A 16,096-nucleotide genomic window follows, 5' to 3' on the forward strand; every position below is an offset into this window, starting at 1 on the left:
TGCGAGAGGTGCTCGGGCACCTTGATCCAGCAGCTCGCACGGAGCGACGACCGAGCTCTGAGGTCACACCCGTATCTCCACGGCGGCTTTCAACTGCCGACGAGCCCACCGGTACCAAGCCGGAGGCGACCCAGCCCATGCGCGGGGCACCGGGAGGCCGGCGCGTACGATCGGGTCCTCCCCTCACCCGACCGGCTGCTCCGGGGCGGCGACGCCCTCGGGTCTGTCGGCGGAAGGGCCGTCGACTGGAGCATGTCTGCCCGCCCGGCGGGGGCGGGGTGTGGTGGTGTGCACCCTCGAAGCTCCTCGGTCCGGTCTCCTTTGATCCCGGATGCGGCTCGTCGCCCTTCTCAGGGCCATCTGGACCAACACCTGCGCAACCGCATGGGGCAGCGGACCCCCCTGCCGTTTACACAATGCCGGGGCGGGCGATCCAGTGCCGACGGCGAAGGTGCGGATCCGAGGGAGCACGTCATGACACTAGTGGCCGACTACGTACTGCAACGCCTGCGGGAGTGGGGGATCCAGCGGGTCTACGGCTATCCCGGCGACGGGATCAACGGACTGCTCGGCGCCTTCGACCGGGCGAAGGGAGAGCCGGAGCTCATCCAGACGCGGCACGAGGAGATGGCGGCGTTCATGGCTTGCGCGCACGCGAAGTTCACCGGGGAGGTGGGCTGCTGCACGGCGACCTCGGGGCCGGGCGCCGTCCATCTGCTCAACGGCCTCTACGACGCCAAGCTGGACCACCAGCCGGTGGTCGCCGTGATCGGCCAGCAGAAGCGGCTCTCCCTCGGCGCGCACTACCAGCAGGAGATCCCGCTGACCCGGCTGTTCGCCGATGTCTCCGAGTTCAACCAGATGATCGTGCACCCCGGTCAGGCGAGGCACGTGATCGACCGGGCCTTCAAGACGGCCCTGACCATGCGGTCGGTCGCGACGATCGTCATCCCGGAGGACGTACAGGAGGAGGAGGCACAGCCGTCGCCGCCGAAGACGCATGGCTCGGTGTTCTCCAGCGTCGGCTGGAGCCGCCCGCGTCTACTGCCCGACCCGCAGGAGCTGCGCAAGGCGGCGGACGTCCTCAACGCCGGCTCCAGGGTGGCCATGGTCATCGGGCAGGGCGCCGCGCACGCAGAGAGCGAGGTCGTGGAGACGGCGGAACTGCTGGGCGCGGGGGTCGCCAAGGCCCTCCTCGGCCGCGAGGTCCTGCCGGACGATCTGCCGTTCGTGACTGGTCCGATCGGTCTGCTCGGCAGCAAGGCGAGCGACAACATGATCCAGAACTGCGACACCCTGCTCATGGTGGGAACGAGCTTCCCGTACTCCGAATGGCTGCCCGACGAAGGACAGGCCCGCGGGGTCGAGATCGACATCGACGGGCGGATGATCGGCATCCGCTACCCCATGGACGCTCATCTCGTCGGCGACTCGAAGGAGACCCTCAGGGCCCTCCTGCCCTTGCTGGAACGCAAGGAGGACCGCAGCTGGCGCAAGCGGATCGAGGAGGACGTCCGCGAGTGGGACGCGATCTGCCAGAAGCGGGCCGGGCAGCACTTCGGCGGCACCATCAATCCTCAGGCCGTCGCCTCCGAGCTGTCACCACGGCTGCCGGACGCCTGCATCCTGACCGCCGACTCCGGCTCGGGAACGAACTGGTGGGCGCGGCATCTGAAGCTGCGCAAGGGCATGCGGGCGTCTCTCTCCGGAACCCTGGCGACGATGGGGCCGGGGACGCCGTACGCGATCGCGGCACGGTTCGCCTATCCGGACCGGCCGGTGATCGCGTTCGTCGGTGACGGCGCGTTCCAGATGAACGGCATGGCCGAGATGATCACCGTCAAGCGGTACCTGGACCGCTTGTCAGGGTCGGCCCCGTTCATCTTCTGTGTGTTCAACAACCAGGATCTCAACCAGGTCACCTGGGAGCAGCGCGCCATGGCCGGCGACCCGAAGTACCCCGGATCCCAATACATCCCCGACGTTCCCTACGCCAAGTACGCCGAGATGCTGGGTCTGAAGGGCATCTACTGCGACAAGCCCAAAAAGGTCGGGAAGGCATGGGACGACGCACTGGCCTCCGACGTGCCCGTGGTGCTGGAGTTCAAGGTCGACCAGGAGATCGCCCCCATCCCGCCGCACATCATGCTCGCGCAGGGAAAGAAAGCCGCCAAGGCGGCCGTCCACGACCCCGAGCGCGCCGGCATCGCGGCCAAGGGCGTACGGCAGAAGCTCACCGAGGTGGCCGAGCACTTGCCGGGACGGCATCCATGAACGAGAAGAGCACCGGGGAGAACACCGATCCGGGAGCAGAGCTCGACCAGTGCCGGATCGACTCGGTGGACGTGCACGCCTTCGAGGTGCCGACCGACGGGCCGGACGGCACGGAGGAGGACGGGACCCTGCAATGGGACTCCACGACGATGGTTCTGGTCCAGGTGCATGCCGCCGGACGCACCGGGCTCGGTTACACCTACGGGGACGTGTCCGTCGCCTCATTCATCGAGTCGAAACTCGCTGACGTCGTCAAGGGCCGAGACGTCACCTCGCCACCGGCACTTTCGCACCTGATGGGACGTCAGATCCGGAACGCGGGACGCCCCGGCCTCGGCGCCATGGCAATCTCCGCAGTGGACGTTGCGCTGTGGGACCTGAAGGCGCGGCTGCTGGGGCTGCCGCTGATCCATCTGCTCCCCGTCTGGCACGACCGGGTACCGGTGTACGGCAGCGGCGGATTCACGAACTACTCACTCGACCGGCTCACCGACCAGCTCACCGGCTGGGTGGAGCAAGGCATCCCCCGCGTCAAACTCAAGACCTCCCGGGACCCCGAACGCGACCCGCAACGCCTGACGGCCGTACGAACGGCCATCGGCGGCGAACCCGAACTCTTCACGGACGCCAACGGGGCACTGGGCCGCAAGCAGGCGCTGTACTGGGCCTACCGGTTCCACGACGAGTGGGACGTGCGGTGGATGGAGGAGCCCGTCAGCTCGGCCGACCTGGAGGGCCTACGCATGCTGCGCGAGCGCGGCCCCGGCCCGCTGGAGATCGCGGCAGGCGAATATGCCTACACCATGCGGGACTTCACTGCCCTGCTCGAAGGACCGGCCGTGGACTGTCTCCAGGCCGACGTCACCCGCTGCGGCGGCATCACCGGCGTACTGGAGGCGGCCGGCCTGGCCTCCGCCCGTCATGTGGACCTGTCCGCCCACTGCGCGCCGGCGGTCTCGGCCCACGCGTTCTGCGCCGTCCGCGGGCTGCGGCACCTGGAGTACTTCCACGACCACGTGCGTCTCGAGCGCCTCCTGTTCGACGGCACCCTGTCACCCGACGGCGGTGCCCTGCGACCCGACACCCGCCGACCCGGCCTCGGCCTGGAGATCAAGTGGCCCGACGCCGAGCGCTTCCGCGTGTACGGGCCCCGGACCACCTGACCAGCGCGCGATAGGAGAGTACAGATCGATGGACAAGCCGACCCGGCGAACAACACGTGACATCCCGGCCAAGACGCACCCTGAGATCTCCGGACCGCCACGGGCCCGCCAGACGCTCGACGTCGGCGAGCTGGAGCGCTCTCTGCGCAAGGCCGTCCACGGCGAAGTCCGTTTCGATGCTGGTTCACTGGGCCTCTACGCCCAGGACGCGTCCAACTTTCGCCAGGTCCCGATCGGTGTCGTTGTCCCGCGCACCCTCGAAGACGTCGTCGCGGTGCACAAGATCTGCCACCGCTTCGGTGCGCCCATCCTCAACAGGGGCGGCGGCACGAGCCTGTCCGGTGAGACGGTCAACGAGGCCGTGGTGATCGACCACTCCAAGTACCTCACCCGCATCGGGGAGATCGACACCGACCTGCGCCTGGTCACATGCGAGCCGGGTGTCATCAACGAGGAGCTGAACCGGCACACCGGCCAGTACAACCTGGTGTTCGGCCCCGACCCCTCCTCCCACTCCCGGTGCGTCATCGGCGGCAACATCGGCAACAATTCCTGCGGCATCCACTCGGTGCAGTCACAGCTGTACGGACCCGGCCCCCGCACCAGCGACAACGTCCACGCCCTGGAGGTGGTCACGTACGACGGCGAGCGCTTCTGGGTGGGCGTGAACGAGGAGAAGCATCTCGACGCGATCATCGCCGCGGGCGGCCGCAAGGGTGAGGTCTACGCCGCGCTGCGGGACCTGCGGGACAAGTACGCCGACGTCATCCGGGCAGGCTTCCGCCCGGCCGAGGAGGTGCCGCGGCGGGTCTCCGGCTACAACCTGGACGAGCTACTGCCCGAGCGTGGCTTCAACGTCGCCCGCGCACTGGTCGGCACTGAGAGCACCTGTGCCACCGCCTTGCAGGCGGTCCTGATGCTGACTCCCGCCATGCTGCAACGCACCACTGTGGTCGTGGAATACGACGACCTCGGCAAGGCGGCCGAACACTGCATGGAGATCATCGAGCGGTTCAAGCCGATCGGCCTCGAGGGACTCGACGACAAGCTGATCCGAGACCAGCAGATGCAGAACATGAACGTCGAGGACCTCAAAGAGCTGCCACGCCTCGGCGGCGCCGCCTGGCTGCTGGTGCAGTTCGGCGCGGACACCGCCGAGGAGTCCGTCGCGCAGGCCGAGCGGTTCACGCGGTGGCTCACCGGCGACAAGGGCTACGAGCGGGACCGCATCCGTATCGCCAAGAGCAAGCAGGAGGGCGGTACCAGTGAGCACCTGTGGGCCATCCGTGAGAGCGGCCTCGGGTCGACGGCATTCCCGCCCGACGGCAAGGACCACTGGCCCGGCTGGGAGGACTCCGCGGTCCCGCCGGACCGAATCGGGGAGTACGTTCGCAGATTGCGCGAGGTCATGGACAGGCACGGCATCACCGGCGCCATGTACGGCCACTTCGGTCAGGGCTGCATCCACTGCCGGCTCAGCTTCGACCTGCGCACCGCCGAAGGCATCGCCACCTACCGGACCTTCATGGAGGAGGCCGCCGACCTGTGCGTCTCCATGGGCGGCTCGGTCTCCGGGGAGCACGGTGACGGACAGCAGCGCGCCGAACTGCTGGAGAAGCAGTTCGGACCCGAACTCCTCCAGGCCATGCGGGAGTTCAAGGCCATCTGGGACCCACAGTGGAAGATGAACCCAGGCAAGGTCGTCGACGCCTACCGGATGGACGAGAACCTCAAGCTCGGCACCGACTACAACCCGCCGCGGCAGCCGGTGAAGTTCGCCTACAAGGAGGACGGCGGGGACTTCGCCCACGCGACTCTCCGCTGCGTCGGCATCGGCAAGTGCCGCGTGCCACAGGCCGAGACGACCATGTGCCCCAGCTACCAGGTCACCCGCGAGGAGAAGCACACCACCCGCGGCCGGGCCCGCCTGCTCTACGAGATGCTCAAGGGCGACGTCATCACCGACGGCTGGCAGTCCAAGGAGGTGTACGACGCCCTCGACCTCTGCCTGGCCTGCAAGGGCTGCACCAACGACTGCCCTGTCAGCGTGGACATGCCGACCTACAAGGCGGAGTTCCTGTACCACCACTTCAAGTCGCCGCGCCGCCGGCGCCCCCGGTACGCCTACGCCTTCGGCTTCATCGACCAGGCCGCAAGAATCGCCTCCCGAATCCCGGAGCTCGCCAACCTCGCGACGCATACACCCGGACTCGCCCACATCGCCAAGCTGGTCACCGGGATCGACCGGCGCCGCCCGCTGCCGCGTTTCGCACCCATGACCCTCCAGGAGTGGTTCGCCCGCCGGGGCGGCACCGCCAACCCGAACGGCCGCCCGGTCGTGCTGTTCCCGGACACGTTCAACAACTACTTCCACACGAACGTCGGTGTGGCCTGCGTGGAGGCGATCGAAGCGGCGGGCTGGCAGGTCATCATGCCGGATCAGCACATCTGCTGCGGCCGGCCCCTGTACGACTACGGCTTCCTCGACGCGGCCGAGCGCTACCTCCACCGCGTTCTGGAGTGCCTCCGCCCCCACTTGCGAGCCGGCACCCCGATCGTCGGCATGGAACCCAGCTGCCTGGCCGTCTTCAAGGACGAGCTACCCAAACTGCTGCCCCACGACGACGACGCCGCGCGGCTCACCCAGAACGCCTACCACTTCGCCGAGTTCTTCCACACCTTCGGCATCGACCCGCCGAAGCTCGCCGGCACGGCCCTGCTGTGGGGCCACTGCCACCACCGCGCCACCGGTGGGATGGACAGCGAGCAGGAACTGCTGGAGAAGATGGGCCTTCAGGTCCACAACCTCCAGGGAGGCTGCTGCGGACTCGCCGGCTCCTGGGGTTTCGAGTCCGGCAAATACGGGATCTCCATGGACTGCGGCGAACAGGCCCTCCTGCCCGCCGTCCGCGAAGCCGCCGACGACTGCCTGGTGGTGGCCGACGGCTTCTCCTGCAAGACCCAGATCAAGGACGCCGGTTCCGGCCGGCACGCCCTGCATGTCGCCGAGGTGATGAAACTGGCCCGTGAGAAGGGCGGGGGCTTCGTGACCCGGCTACCGGAACGCGGCGCCGACCCCCTGCCGAAGCCACCGCTGCGAAGGCGGGTACTCAGGATGGCCGCCGCCACGGCGTTCGGGGCGGCGGTGACCACGGTCGGCGTTCGGCTCGTAAGCCGACGGGAAAGTCGATGAGGAGTAATTGATCAAGGTGAAGCAGTCCAGCGGCGACGAGAAGCAGCAGACCTTCGACGAGCTGCGCGCACTGCTCGCCGTCCACGAGACGGCCGAGGAGATGATCCTGCGGCCGGTCGCCGCCGACACGGCCGGCACGGCGGAGGGCAGTCGGTGGAGCGTATGGCGCCGACCCACCCGCACCCGACGGCCGCGGGTTCCACGGCGGCACAGTGGCTGACAGGTCCGTTCGCCTCCATGGTCGACCGGACGAAGGACGCGCTGCGCAAAGGCTGAGGACGATGTACCCGGGCTCGGCGCCCGGCATCTGCCGGGCCCGGCCGCGGGCGGCCCTTGCACGTGAACGTCCGAGCGTGGCCGAATTCATCAGGAATCGAGAAGCGCGGACAGGGAGCCGCTTCTAACCTGATCGTCATGGACATCACCATTCACACGAGCTACCTGCCGCACGACGACCCGGACGCGTCGCTCGCCTTCTACCGCGACGTCCTCGGCTTCGAGGTCCGCAGCGACGTCGGGCAGGGCAGGATGCGCTGGATCACGGTCGGCCCGGCCGGTCAGCCCGACACGTCCCTCCTCCTGGCGCCGCCGGCCGCCGACCCCGGAGTCACCGAGGCCGAGCGCCGCACCATCACCGAGATGATGGCCAAGGGCACCTACGGCTGGATCCTGCTGGCCACCCCCGACCTCGACGCGACGTTCGAGAAGGTGCAGGCCGGTGACACCGAGGTCGTCCAGGAGCCGACCGAGCAGCCGTACGGCATCCGTGACTGCGCCTTCCGCGACCCCGCCGGCAACCTGGTCCGCATCCAGGAGCTTCGCTGATCCGCGTCCCGCCGCTGTCCGGCAGTTGCTCGCAGGCGTCAACGGAAGAGGAAAGAAGGGGGAGTTCGCCCATGTGTCATCCCGAGTGGCGGCGTGCACGCGTCGAGGCGCAGCGCCTGACCGATCTCGCGCGGCTGCGCCGCGTCCGCGACCGGATCGACAGGGAGTACGCGCAGCCGCTGAACGTGGAGGCGCTCGCCCGCGGTGTGAACATGTCCGCCGGACACCTCAGCCGGCAGTTCCGAGCCGCCTACGGCGAGTCGCCGTACGCGTACCTGATGACGCGTCGCATCGAGCGCGCGACGGCGCTGCTGCGGCGGGGCGACCTCAGCGTCACCGAGGTCTGCTTCGCGGTCGGCTGCGCGTCGCTGGGCACCTTCACCACCCGCTTCACCGAACTGGTCGGCATGCCGCCCGGGGCTTTCCGGCGCCGCGCGGCGGATGCGGCGAATGCGGCGGCCGAGGGTGCCGATGCCGCGAGTACGGCCGGTGATGGCGGGCCCGCGGTCACGGTGGAGGGAATGCCGGCGTGTGTGGCGAAGCAGGTGGCAAGACCGGTCAGGAATCGAGAAGCCCCGGCCGCCGCGCAAACCCTAGCGTGATGGCCATGGCAACCACCGCATCCACCACGTCCATCGCATCCGTCACCCTCGAGGTGGCCGACCCCGATGCCGCCCACCGCTTCTACACCGCCTTCGGAGTGGACACGCACCTGCGCCTGCGGGCGTCCGAGGCGCACTCCGCCGGATTCCGCGGCTTCACCCTGGCACTCACGGTCTCCCGGCCGGCCACCGTCGACAGCTTCCTCGGCGCCGCCGTGGACGCCGGTGCGACAGTGCTCAAGCCCGCCGCGAAGTCCCTGTGGGGATATGGCGGCGTCGTCCAGGCGCCGGACGGGACGATCTGGAAGGTCGCGACCTCGGCGAAGAAGGACACCGGCCCGGCCACGCGCGAGATCGACGAGATCGTCCTTCTGCTCGGCGTCGAGGACGTGAAGGCCAGCAAGCAGTTCTACCTCGTCCGGGGCCTGACCGTGGCCAGGAGCTTCGGCGGCAAGTACGCCGAGTTCGCCTCCGACGAGTCCAGCCCCGTCAAGCTGGCGCTGTACAAGCGCCGCGGCCTGGCCAAGGACCTCGGCGTCCCCGCCGACGGCACCGGCTCGCACCGCATCGTCCTCGGCAGCACCGCCGGCCCCTTCACCGACCCGGACGGATTCGCCTGGGAAGCCGCCCCATCACTCACGCCCGGGCCGTCCACGACGCCTGCGCTGTCCTGAGCTCGGTCCGCCTCGCCACGCCAGGCCCTGTCACCCCATCGCGGCCTGTGTGGAGCCGTAGATCGGGAAGATCTGGTCCAGGCTGGTGATGGTGAAGATCTGGCGGATGTCGGGGTCGACGATGACCAGGCGAAGGGCGCCGGCGCGGGCGCGGATGCGTTTGTGGATGCCGACGAGGAGGCCGAGGCCGGTCGAGTCCATGAAGGTGGTGTTCGTGAGGTCGACGATGAGGCGGTGGCGGCCCGCCTGAATCCTCTTGCCGAGGTCTTCGCGGATGCGGGGCACGGTGTGCACGTCGACCTCGCCGCGGATCTCGACGACAGTCCAGTCGTTCTCGTCGTGGTGACGGATGTGGAATTCGGGGTGCATGCCTCGCTCAACGGCACAACCTTGGGTAGAGGTTTCGGGCAGTGCCTGGCGCACGCGCGTTCTGCATATGCGCGAACGATTGGCCAGGGCTTCGCCCTCCCGCCCCGTGGCCGGGCTCGCTGTCGGCGGTGACGGTCCCGCCGTGTGCCTCCACGAAGTGGCGGACGACGGAGAGGCCGAGTCCCCTCGGTGTCCGTGGACCCCGGTGGTCCGGAGTCGAGGAGGAGGCGGAAGGTGCAGCCCTTGCCCGGGTGGCTGTCCGGTTCCAGGCGGCCGACTCCCCCAACCCCGCCTGGTGTGACTGGATTTGATCGACGGGGCACCCGGCGGCGCGAGCGTCCCCGGTGACGTCGGCACCGGGGGACCACATGAGGTCGCCGGGGTTCCGGTTGCGGCCCGACCTGGGAGGGCGGCTGCCGGGACGGCCGGCGCCACGGGCCCCGGCTCCGGTCCCGGGAGAGCGTTGCCGATTCGGGTTCAACGTGACGTGTGCATGCGAGTTTTCGCCACTCCCCGCAAATCGGTCACAAAAATCACACAAAGGAGTCACCATGTGACAGACGGATGCCTCGACGACCGGCCTTCGAGGGGACGGCCGGCGCCGAGGGAGGGGGTGCGTCCGCTCCATGGGAGCTGTGCTCACCCCTGCCCGGGGGGAGGACTTCGACCGCATGAAGCGGACCATGCGCACCACCGCGCTCACCGTGAGCGCGCTCGTCGCCGCGCTCGGCATGCCCGCGGGGGCGGCGCACGCCGACGGCACCGTGCCACGCGTCGAACTGCGGACGCTGATCGTGAGCGACGGCGGCCCGGCCACCGACGCGATCGCCGCCGAGCTGGACACCGCGGGGACGCCCTACACGAAGATCGACCTGAACCAGTCCGGCAGACCGGTGATCGACGCCGGTTTCCTCGCGGACACGGTGGACGGGCGGCCGCGGGCCAGGTTCCAGGCCGTCGTGCTGCCCAACGACAACCCGTTCCCGGCGGGGTCGCCCGAGATGGCGGCGCTCGCGGACTACGAGCGGACGTACGACATTCCGCAGGTCGACGCCTACACGTACGCCCGCCCGGAGGCGGGCCTGCAGTATCCGGACTACTCCGGCGGCCTCGACGGCGTGGAGGCGGAGGTGACGGCCGCCGGCAAGGCCGGGCCCTTCGGCTATCTGGACGGCGCCGTGCCCTTCGAGGACATCTCGCCGACGGTGTCCGAGAGTTACGCCTACCTCGCGCGGCCGGCCGGTGCGGACTTCACGCCGTACGTCGAGGCGGCGGTCCCGGGGCAGTCGACGCGCGGCTCGCTGGTCGGCGAGTACCGGCACGACGGGCGGCGCGAGCTGGTCGTCACCTTCGTCTACAACCAGTACCAGCAGCAGTTCCGGCTGCTCGCCCGCGGCATCGTCGAGTGGATGACCGGCGGGGTGCACCTGGGCGCCTCCCGCAACTACTTCGCCGTGCACGTCGACGACGTGTTCGCCGCCGACGACCGCTGGGACACCGAACTCAACTGCACGCCCGGCGACGTCGACTGCCCGAACGGCGCGGGCACGCCCGACCCGATCCGCATGACCGCCGCCGACGTCGACCACGCCACCGCCTGGCAGCGCGACCACGACTTCACCCTCGACCTCGTCTACAACGGCGCCGGCAGCGTCGACCAGCGCGCGGAGCACAACGGGGCCGACGCGCTGGCCGACCGGCTGATCGCCGAGCGCGGCAAGTTCCGCTGGGTCAACCACACCTACACGCACGCCTTCCTCGGCTGCGAACAGGACGTCACCGTGGTGCCGTGGCGGTGCGCGACCAACGCGAACGGCAGCGTCAAGTGGGTCAGCCGCAAGGACATCTCGGACGAGATCGCCACCAACCGGCAGTGGGGTCGGAGCGTCGGACTGCCCTTGCAGAACGACGAGTTGGTGACCGGTGAGCACTCCGGCCTGAAGGTGCTGCCGCAGCAGCCCGACGACAACCCCAACCTGGCACCCGCGCTGACCGACAACGGCGTCTCCTGGCTCGCCTCGGACAACTCCCGTGACCCGGTGCTGCGCAAGGTCGGCACCGCCACGACCGTCTCCCGCTACCCGATGAACATCTTCTACAACGCCGGGCGGGCGGCCGAACAGGTCGACGAGTACAACTGGATCTACACCAGCCGCGCCCAGGGCGGCAGCGGCATCTGCGAGGACAACCCGGCGACCACCACCTGTCTGCCGTCCCCCCTGGACCCCGCCACCGGCTACACCGGCCACATCGTGCCGCTGGAGACCCGCATCGGCCTCGGGCACGTCCTCGCCAACGATCCCAAGCCGCACTTCATCCACCAGTCCAACCTCGCCGAGGACCGTCTCGCCTACCCGGTCCTGGAGGGCGTGCTCGACGGCTACCGCGCGCTGTTCGCGGACGACACCCCCGTGGTGAACCTGCGGATGAAGGACATCGGCGTGGAGATGCAGCGCCGCGCGGACTGGCAGAGGGCCGTGCGGAACGGGCAGGTGACGGCGTACCGCGTCGGCGGCACGGTCACCGTTTCGGCCCCGAGTGGTGTGGCGGTCACCGCCACCATGCCGGCCGGCACCACCCTGGCCGGCCACGGCTTCGGCTCGGCGTACGCCGGCGCGCTGTCCGGCTGGACGGCCTCCACGGGGCAGCCGTTCACGCTCGGGCTGCCGTCGTCCGCCGCCGCGCCGCACCCCGCCGCGAAGGCGGCCAAGCCCGGACCGGTCACCGTTCCCGCACCCCGCACCCGCGTCCCCGCGGGCGTGAGCGAGCCGCCCGCGCAGAACGCGGCGGGCTGAAGCGCGCCACCCACAGGTCCCGGCCGCCACCCGGCGGCCGGGACCGGCACGACCACTCACACCTCGGCCGTGGAGCACTTCGATGCACATTCATCACGGCGCGCGCCCCGCTGTCCCGACGCGCGTCACCCTGCTCACCGAAGGAACGTATCCCCACAGTCACGGCGGCGTCAGCGTCTGGTGCGACCAACTCGTCCACGGCATGCCCGACCTGGAGTTCGACGTGCTCGCCGTCACCGGCACCGGCCGCGAGCCACTCGTGTGGGACCTGCCCGCACACGTGTCGCGCCTGGTCACCGTGCCGCTGTGGGGCGACCCTCCCGAGGGCCGCCCACCCCGCGGACGCGCACGCAACCGTCTCACCGGCGCCTACGAACGGTTCCTGACCGCGCTGCTCGACCCGTGCGCGGAGGACGGGTTCACGCCCGCGCTGCACACGATGGCGCGGGCCGCCGCCGACGGCACTCTGAGCGCCTTCCTCCGCGGTGACCAGGCCCTGTCCGTCCTGACCTCGGTGTGGAACCGGCCCGGTCTGCTGGTGCGCGAGGCCCGGCCGACCCTGCACGACGCGCTCACCGCCGTCGGGCTGCTCGAACACGCGCTGCGTCCGCTGGCCGCGCCGCCGCCCACGAGCGGGGTGGCGCACGCTGTCAGCGGCGGAGTCGCCGTACTTCCCGGTCTCACCGCCCTCGAAGAGCACGGGGTGCCGCTGCTGCTGACCGAGCACGGGGTGTATCTGCGTGAGCGCTACCTCGGTTACCGCACCGCCCCCTACCGCTGGCCGGTGAAGGCGGTCCTCCTGGGCTTCTTCCGGCTCCTGGCCCAGGAGAGCTACCGCAAGGCCACCCTGATCACCCCGGGCAACCGCTACAACCGGCTGTGGGAGGAGGAGGGCGGCGCCGCACCGGAGTCGATCCGCACCGTCTACAACGGGGTGGACCCGGCCGCGTTCCCGCCGGCCGGCCCAGAGCCGGAGGTGCCCACCCTGAGCTGGGCGGGCCGGGTGGACCCGATCAAGGACCTGGAGACCCTCATCCGCGCCTTCGCCCTGGTCCGGGACCAACTTCCGGAGGCCCGGCTGCGGTTGTTCGGCGGCACGCCACGCGGCGGAGAGGGGTACCGGGCCCGCTGCGAGGCCCTGGCCGCCGAACTCGGACAGGCGGACGCGGTCAGGTTCGAGGGGCGGGTCAAGGACATCAAGGACGCCTACGCCGCCGGCAACGTGGTGATGCTCTCCAGCATCAGCGAAGGGCTCCCGTTCACGCTGATCGAGGCCATGTCGTGCGGGCGGGCGACCGTCTCCACGGATGTCGGCGGGGTGCGGGAGGCCGTCGGCGACACCGGTCTGGTGGTGCCGCCGCGCGACCCGGCCGCCATGGCCGCCGCCGCGCTGCGCCTGCTGGACGACCCCGGGCGCCGCAGGGCGATGGGAGAGGCGGCCCGGCTGCGCGTGATCGAGCAGTTCACGCTGCGCCGGACCATCGAGACGTTCCGCTCCATCTATCTGGACCTGGCGGAGCGGCGTCCCCGCACGCACGAGACGGCGGACACCGCCGCCTCGAAGTCCTCGGCCGCTCCCGTCGCCCCCGCCGGGCCCGTCACCGGGAGCGTGGCGATATGAGTGGTCCCATGGCACTCGAACCGGAGGCGCACGGGCAGGACACGCCAGCGCTCCGTCTCGCCGGGAAGGCGCCGCGCCCGCGCGGGACGGACGACAGCACCGTCGCCCTGCGGCTGCCCGGGCACGGTCCGGTCGACGAGCAGGTCGACCGGCTCGCCGCCCTGCTGGCCGACCGCATCGGTCCCGCGGTGCACCCCTACGAGGTGGCCGCGCTGCTGGAGGCCGAGGGCCTGTCCACCGACGTCATCAGACACCGGTACGGGCACCCGAACCTGTTCTCCCTGGCCTCCGCGCTCTACGAGCGGGTGCCCCGGAGCTTCCCCGAACCCGCCCCGGTTCCCGACCCCTGGCGCCCTGACCATGTGCGCTGTCTGCTGCGCGGCGTCCTGTTCGCGCTGCCGGGGCTGGCCTATCTGCTCGCCGCCCCGCTCTGGCACGCCCAGGAGCACGCCTCCGCGCTGGTCGTGGCGCTGATGGTCTCCTGGGCCTGGGGCCAGGCTGTGGGGCATCGCGCGCAACTACGGATGACGGCGGCACGGCGGGAGGCCGGCCGCACCCTGCTCGTCGGCGCACCACTGGGGGCGGTGACGGCCACGGCCGCGGCGGTGCCGTTCTCCGGCGGGGGCCAGGTGCTCTGGGTGGTGGCCGCGCAGTCCGCGTACCTGGGCGCGGCGAGCGTTCTGCTGGTGCTCGCCCGGGAGCGGTGGCTCCTGGCCGCGCTCACCCCGCTGGTCGCCGGTGCGGCGGCGCTGCCGTGGTGGGAGCCGGGACCGCTGCTCCGCGCAGGTCTGCCGCTGCTCGCGCTGCTGGCCACGCTCGCCGCCACGGCAGGGGCCGTACGGGTGCTGCTCGTCGCCCCGGCCGTCGCGCGCGGCCCGCGCCCGGCGCTCACCGCGTCCCTCCCCTACGCCCTGTTCGGTCTGGCGGCGGCGGTACTGGTGCTGCTCGAGGGCCGCCGGCACCCGTACGCGGTGATCGTGCTGACCGTGAGCATGGGGCCGGCCGAGTTGCTGCTGTACCGCTACCGCGGCTGGTCGCTGGCGGCGCTGCGCCGTACGGCGACGCCCGCCGCGTTCCTGCTGCGCTCGGCCGGCGTCCTCGGCCTCTGCCTGTCCGCCTACCTCCTGCCGCTGCTGCCCGCGGCCCTGCTCACCGGGGCCTGTCCCGCCGAACTGCTACTGCTCGCCGCCACGTTGTGGACGGCGCTGCTGCTCCAGGCGTTCGGCGTGGCCTGGCCGCCGGCGGTCGTCTGCCTGCTCGCCGCGGGCTGCGCGGGCGCGGTCATCCTGCTGCGGCTGCCACCCGGCCCCGCGGTGCTCGCGCTGTGCTGCGGAGCGGCCGCGCTGTGCCTGTCGGGGCACGTGCTGTGGCTGCTCGGCCGGCCGGCCCCGCACCTGTGACCGTGCCGGGGCCGCGGCCCCGTGCGGCCGCCGCGGCACCACTGCCACCACCCCTCCTTCCGCCCCACCGCGACTCCCGTCCCACCACGACTTCGCCCCACCGCGACTCCCGCACCTCCGCGGCTCTCCGCAGCAATCCACCGAACGCCCCGAAGGGACACAGAGTTGACATCCGCACCGCTCGCCGCCGTCACCGGAGCCGAGGGCTTCATCGGCTCGCACCTCACCGAAGCGCTCGTCGCCTCCGGCCACCGGGTCAGGGCGATGGCCCAGTACAACTCCTTCTCCTCCTACGGGTGGCTGGAGACCCTGCCCGCCGACGTCCTGGACCACGTGGAGATCGTGCTCGGCGACGTGCGCGACCCCGGCTCGGTCCGCGGCCTGCTCGAAGGGGCCGACTGCGCCTACCACTTGGCGGCCCTCATCGCGATCCCGTACTCCTACCAGGCGCCGCACAGCTACGTGGACACCAACGTCACCGGCACGCTGAACGTGCTGGAGGCGGTGCGCGCCCTGGGCACGCCCCGGCTGGTGCACACCTCGACCAGCGAGACGTACGGCACCGCGCAGACCGTGCCGATCACCGAGGACCACCCCATCAACACCCAGTCCCCGTACGCCGCTTCGAAGGCGGGCGCGGACCGGCTCGCCGACAGCTACTACGCGAGCTTCGGCACCCCCGTGGTGACGCTGCGGCCGTTCAACACCTTCGGGCCGCGGCAGTCGATGCGCGCGGTGATCCCCACCGTCATCGGCCAGGTGGCGGCCGGACAGCGCACCATCACCCTCGGCGACCTGCGGCCCACCCGCGACTTCACCTACGTCAAGGACACCGCGCGGGCGTTCCTCTCGGTGGGCACGGCCGCGGCCGAACGGGTCGTGGGGCGCACCTTCAACGCCGGTACCGGCGGGGAGATCTCGGTCGGCGACCTGGTCGCGCTGATCGGCAAGGTCATGGACACCGCCCTGGACGTGCGCGAGGACTCCGCACGCCTGCGGCCAGCGGCCTCCGAGGTGATGCGGCTGGTGGCGGACGCGACCCGGCTCACCGAGGCGACCGGCTGGCGGCCCGCGCACACCCTGGAGCAGGGACTCGCCCACACCGTGGAGTTCTTCCGCGACCCGGCCAACCTGGCCCGCTACAAGACCGGCATCTACAACATCTGACCCCGTACGGCCC

General features: G+C 70.7%; 12 protein-coding genes. 11 read left to right on the forward strand and 1 reads right to left on the reverse strand.

Translation table 11 applies throughout. The features are described 5' to 3' along the window. The first annotated feature begins 474 nt into the window (after nt 1–474). From ACF09J_RS18250 to ACF09J_RS18280, 7 genes are all read left to right on the forward strand, one after another. The gene (locus ACF09J_RS18250; RefSeq protein ID WP_392306428.1) at nt 475–2,274 is read left to right on the forward strand and encodes a thiamine pyrophosphate-requiring protein; all 1,800 of its coding nucleotides are present in this window, start codon (nt 475–477) and stop codon (nt 2,272–2,274) included. Then, nucleotides 2,271–3,437: an enolase C-terminal domain-like protein gene (locus tag ACF09J_RS18255; RefSeq protein WP_392306429.1), complete on the forward strand. Its 1,167-nt coding sequence runs from the start codon at nt 2,271–2,273 to the stop codon at nt 3,435–3,437. Before ACF09J_RS18250 ends, ACF09J_RS18255 begins: the two co-directional genes overlap by 4 nt. A 28-nt stretch (nt 3,438–3,465) precedes the next feature. Then, nucleotides 3,466–6,630, forward strand: coding sequence for an FAD-binding and (Fe-S)-binding domain-containing protein (locus ACF09J_RS18260; RefSeq protein ID WP_392306430.1), 3,165 nt, complete (start codon nt 3,466–3,468; stop codon nt 6,628–6,630). A gap of 16 nt (nt 6,631–6,646) precedes the next feature. After that, a complete protein-coding gene (locus ACF09J_RS18265; protein WP_392306431.1) occupies nt 6,647–6,850 on the forward strand; it encodes a hypothetical protein in 204 nt (67 codons plus the stop codon). 194 nt (nt 6,851–7,044) lie between these two features. Continuing rightward, nucleotides 7,045–7,455, forward strand: a complete 411-nt coding sequence (locus tag ACF09J_RS18270; protein WP_392306432.1) for a VOC family protein — start codon at nt 7,045–7,047, stop codon at nt 7,453–7,455. Nucleotides 7,456–7,526: 71 nt separating this feature from the next. Then, a complete protein-coding gene (locus ACF09J_RS18275; RefSeq protein WP_392306433.1) occupies nt 7,527–8,057 on the forward strand; it encodes a helix-turn-helix transcriptional regulator in 531 nt (176 codons plus the stop codon). A gap of 5 nt (nt 8,058–8,062) precedes the next feature. After that, on the forward strand, nt 8,063–8,731 hold the full coding sequence (locus tag ACF09J_RS18280; protein WP_392306434.1) for a glyoxalase: 669 nt from the start codon (nt 8,063–8,065) through the stop codon (nt 8,729–8,731). Nucleotides 8,732–8,761: 30 nt separating this feature from the next. On the opposite strand, the gene ACF09J_RS18285 is transcribed toward ACF09J_RS18280, so the two are convergent. Beyond that, nucleotides 8,762–9,100, reverse strand: coding sequence for an STAS domain-containing protein (locus ACF09J_RS18285; protein WP_392306435.1), 339 nt, complete (start codon nt 9,098–9,100; stop codon nt 8,762–8,764). Nucleotides 9,101–9,771: 671 nt separating this feature from the next. Between ACF09J_RS18285 and ACF09J_RS18290 the strand changes: the two genes are divergently transcribed. From ACF09J_RS18290 to ACF09J_RS18305, 4 genes are all read left to right on the forward strand, one after another. Next, nucleotides 9,772–11,895 carry a hypothetical protein gene (locus ACF09J_RS18290; RefSeq protein ID WP_392306557.1) on the forward strand — a complete coding sequence of 708 codons (2,124 nt, stop codon included), beginning with the start codon at nt 9,772–9,774 and terminating at the stop codon, nt 11,893–11,895. An 82-nt stretch (nt 11,896–11,977) separates the two neighbouring features. Then, nucleotides 11,978–13,516 carry a GT4 family glycosyltransferase PelF gene (pelF, locus tag ACF09J_RS18295; protein WP_392306436.1) on the forward strand — a complete coding sequence of 513 codons (1,539 nt, stop codon included), beginning with the start codon at nt 11,978–11,980 and terminating at the stop codon, nt 13,514–13,516. After that, entirely contained in the window at nt 13,513–14,916 is a 1,404-nt protein-coding gene (locus ACF09J_RS18300) for a hypothetical protein (RefSeq protein ID WP_392306437.1), read from the forward strand. Before pelF ends, ACF09J_RS18300 begins: the two co-directional genes overlap by 4 nt. Nucleotides 14,917–15,081: 165 nt before the next feature. Further along, nucleotides 15,082–16,083 carry a GDP-mannose 4,6-dehydratase gene (locus tag ACF09J_RS18305; protein WP_392306438.1) on the forward strand — a complete coding sequence of 334 codons (1,002 nt, stop codon included), beginning with the start codon at nt 15,082–15,084 and terminating at the stop codon, nt 16,081–16,083. Nucleotides 16,084–16,096 lie beyond the last annotated feature (13 nt).

Source organism: Streptomyces sp. NPDC014889 (genome assembly GCF_043081205.1).
GTDB lineage: Bacteria > Actinomycetota > Actinomycetes > Streptomycetales > Streptomycetaceae > Streptomyces.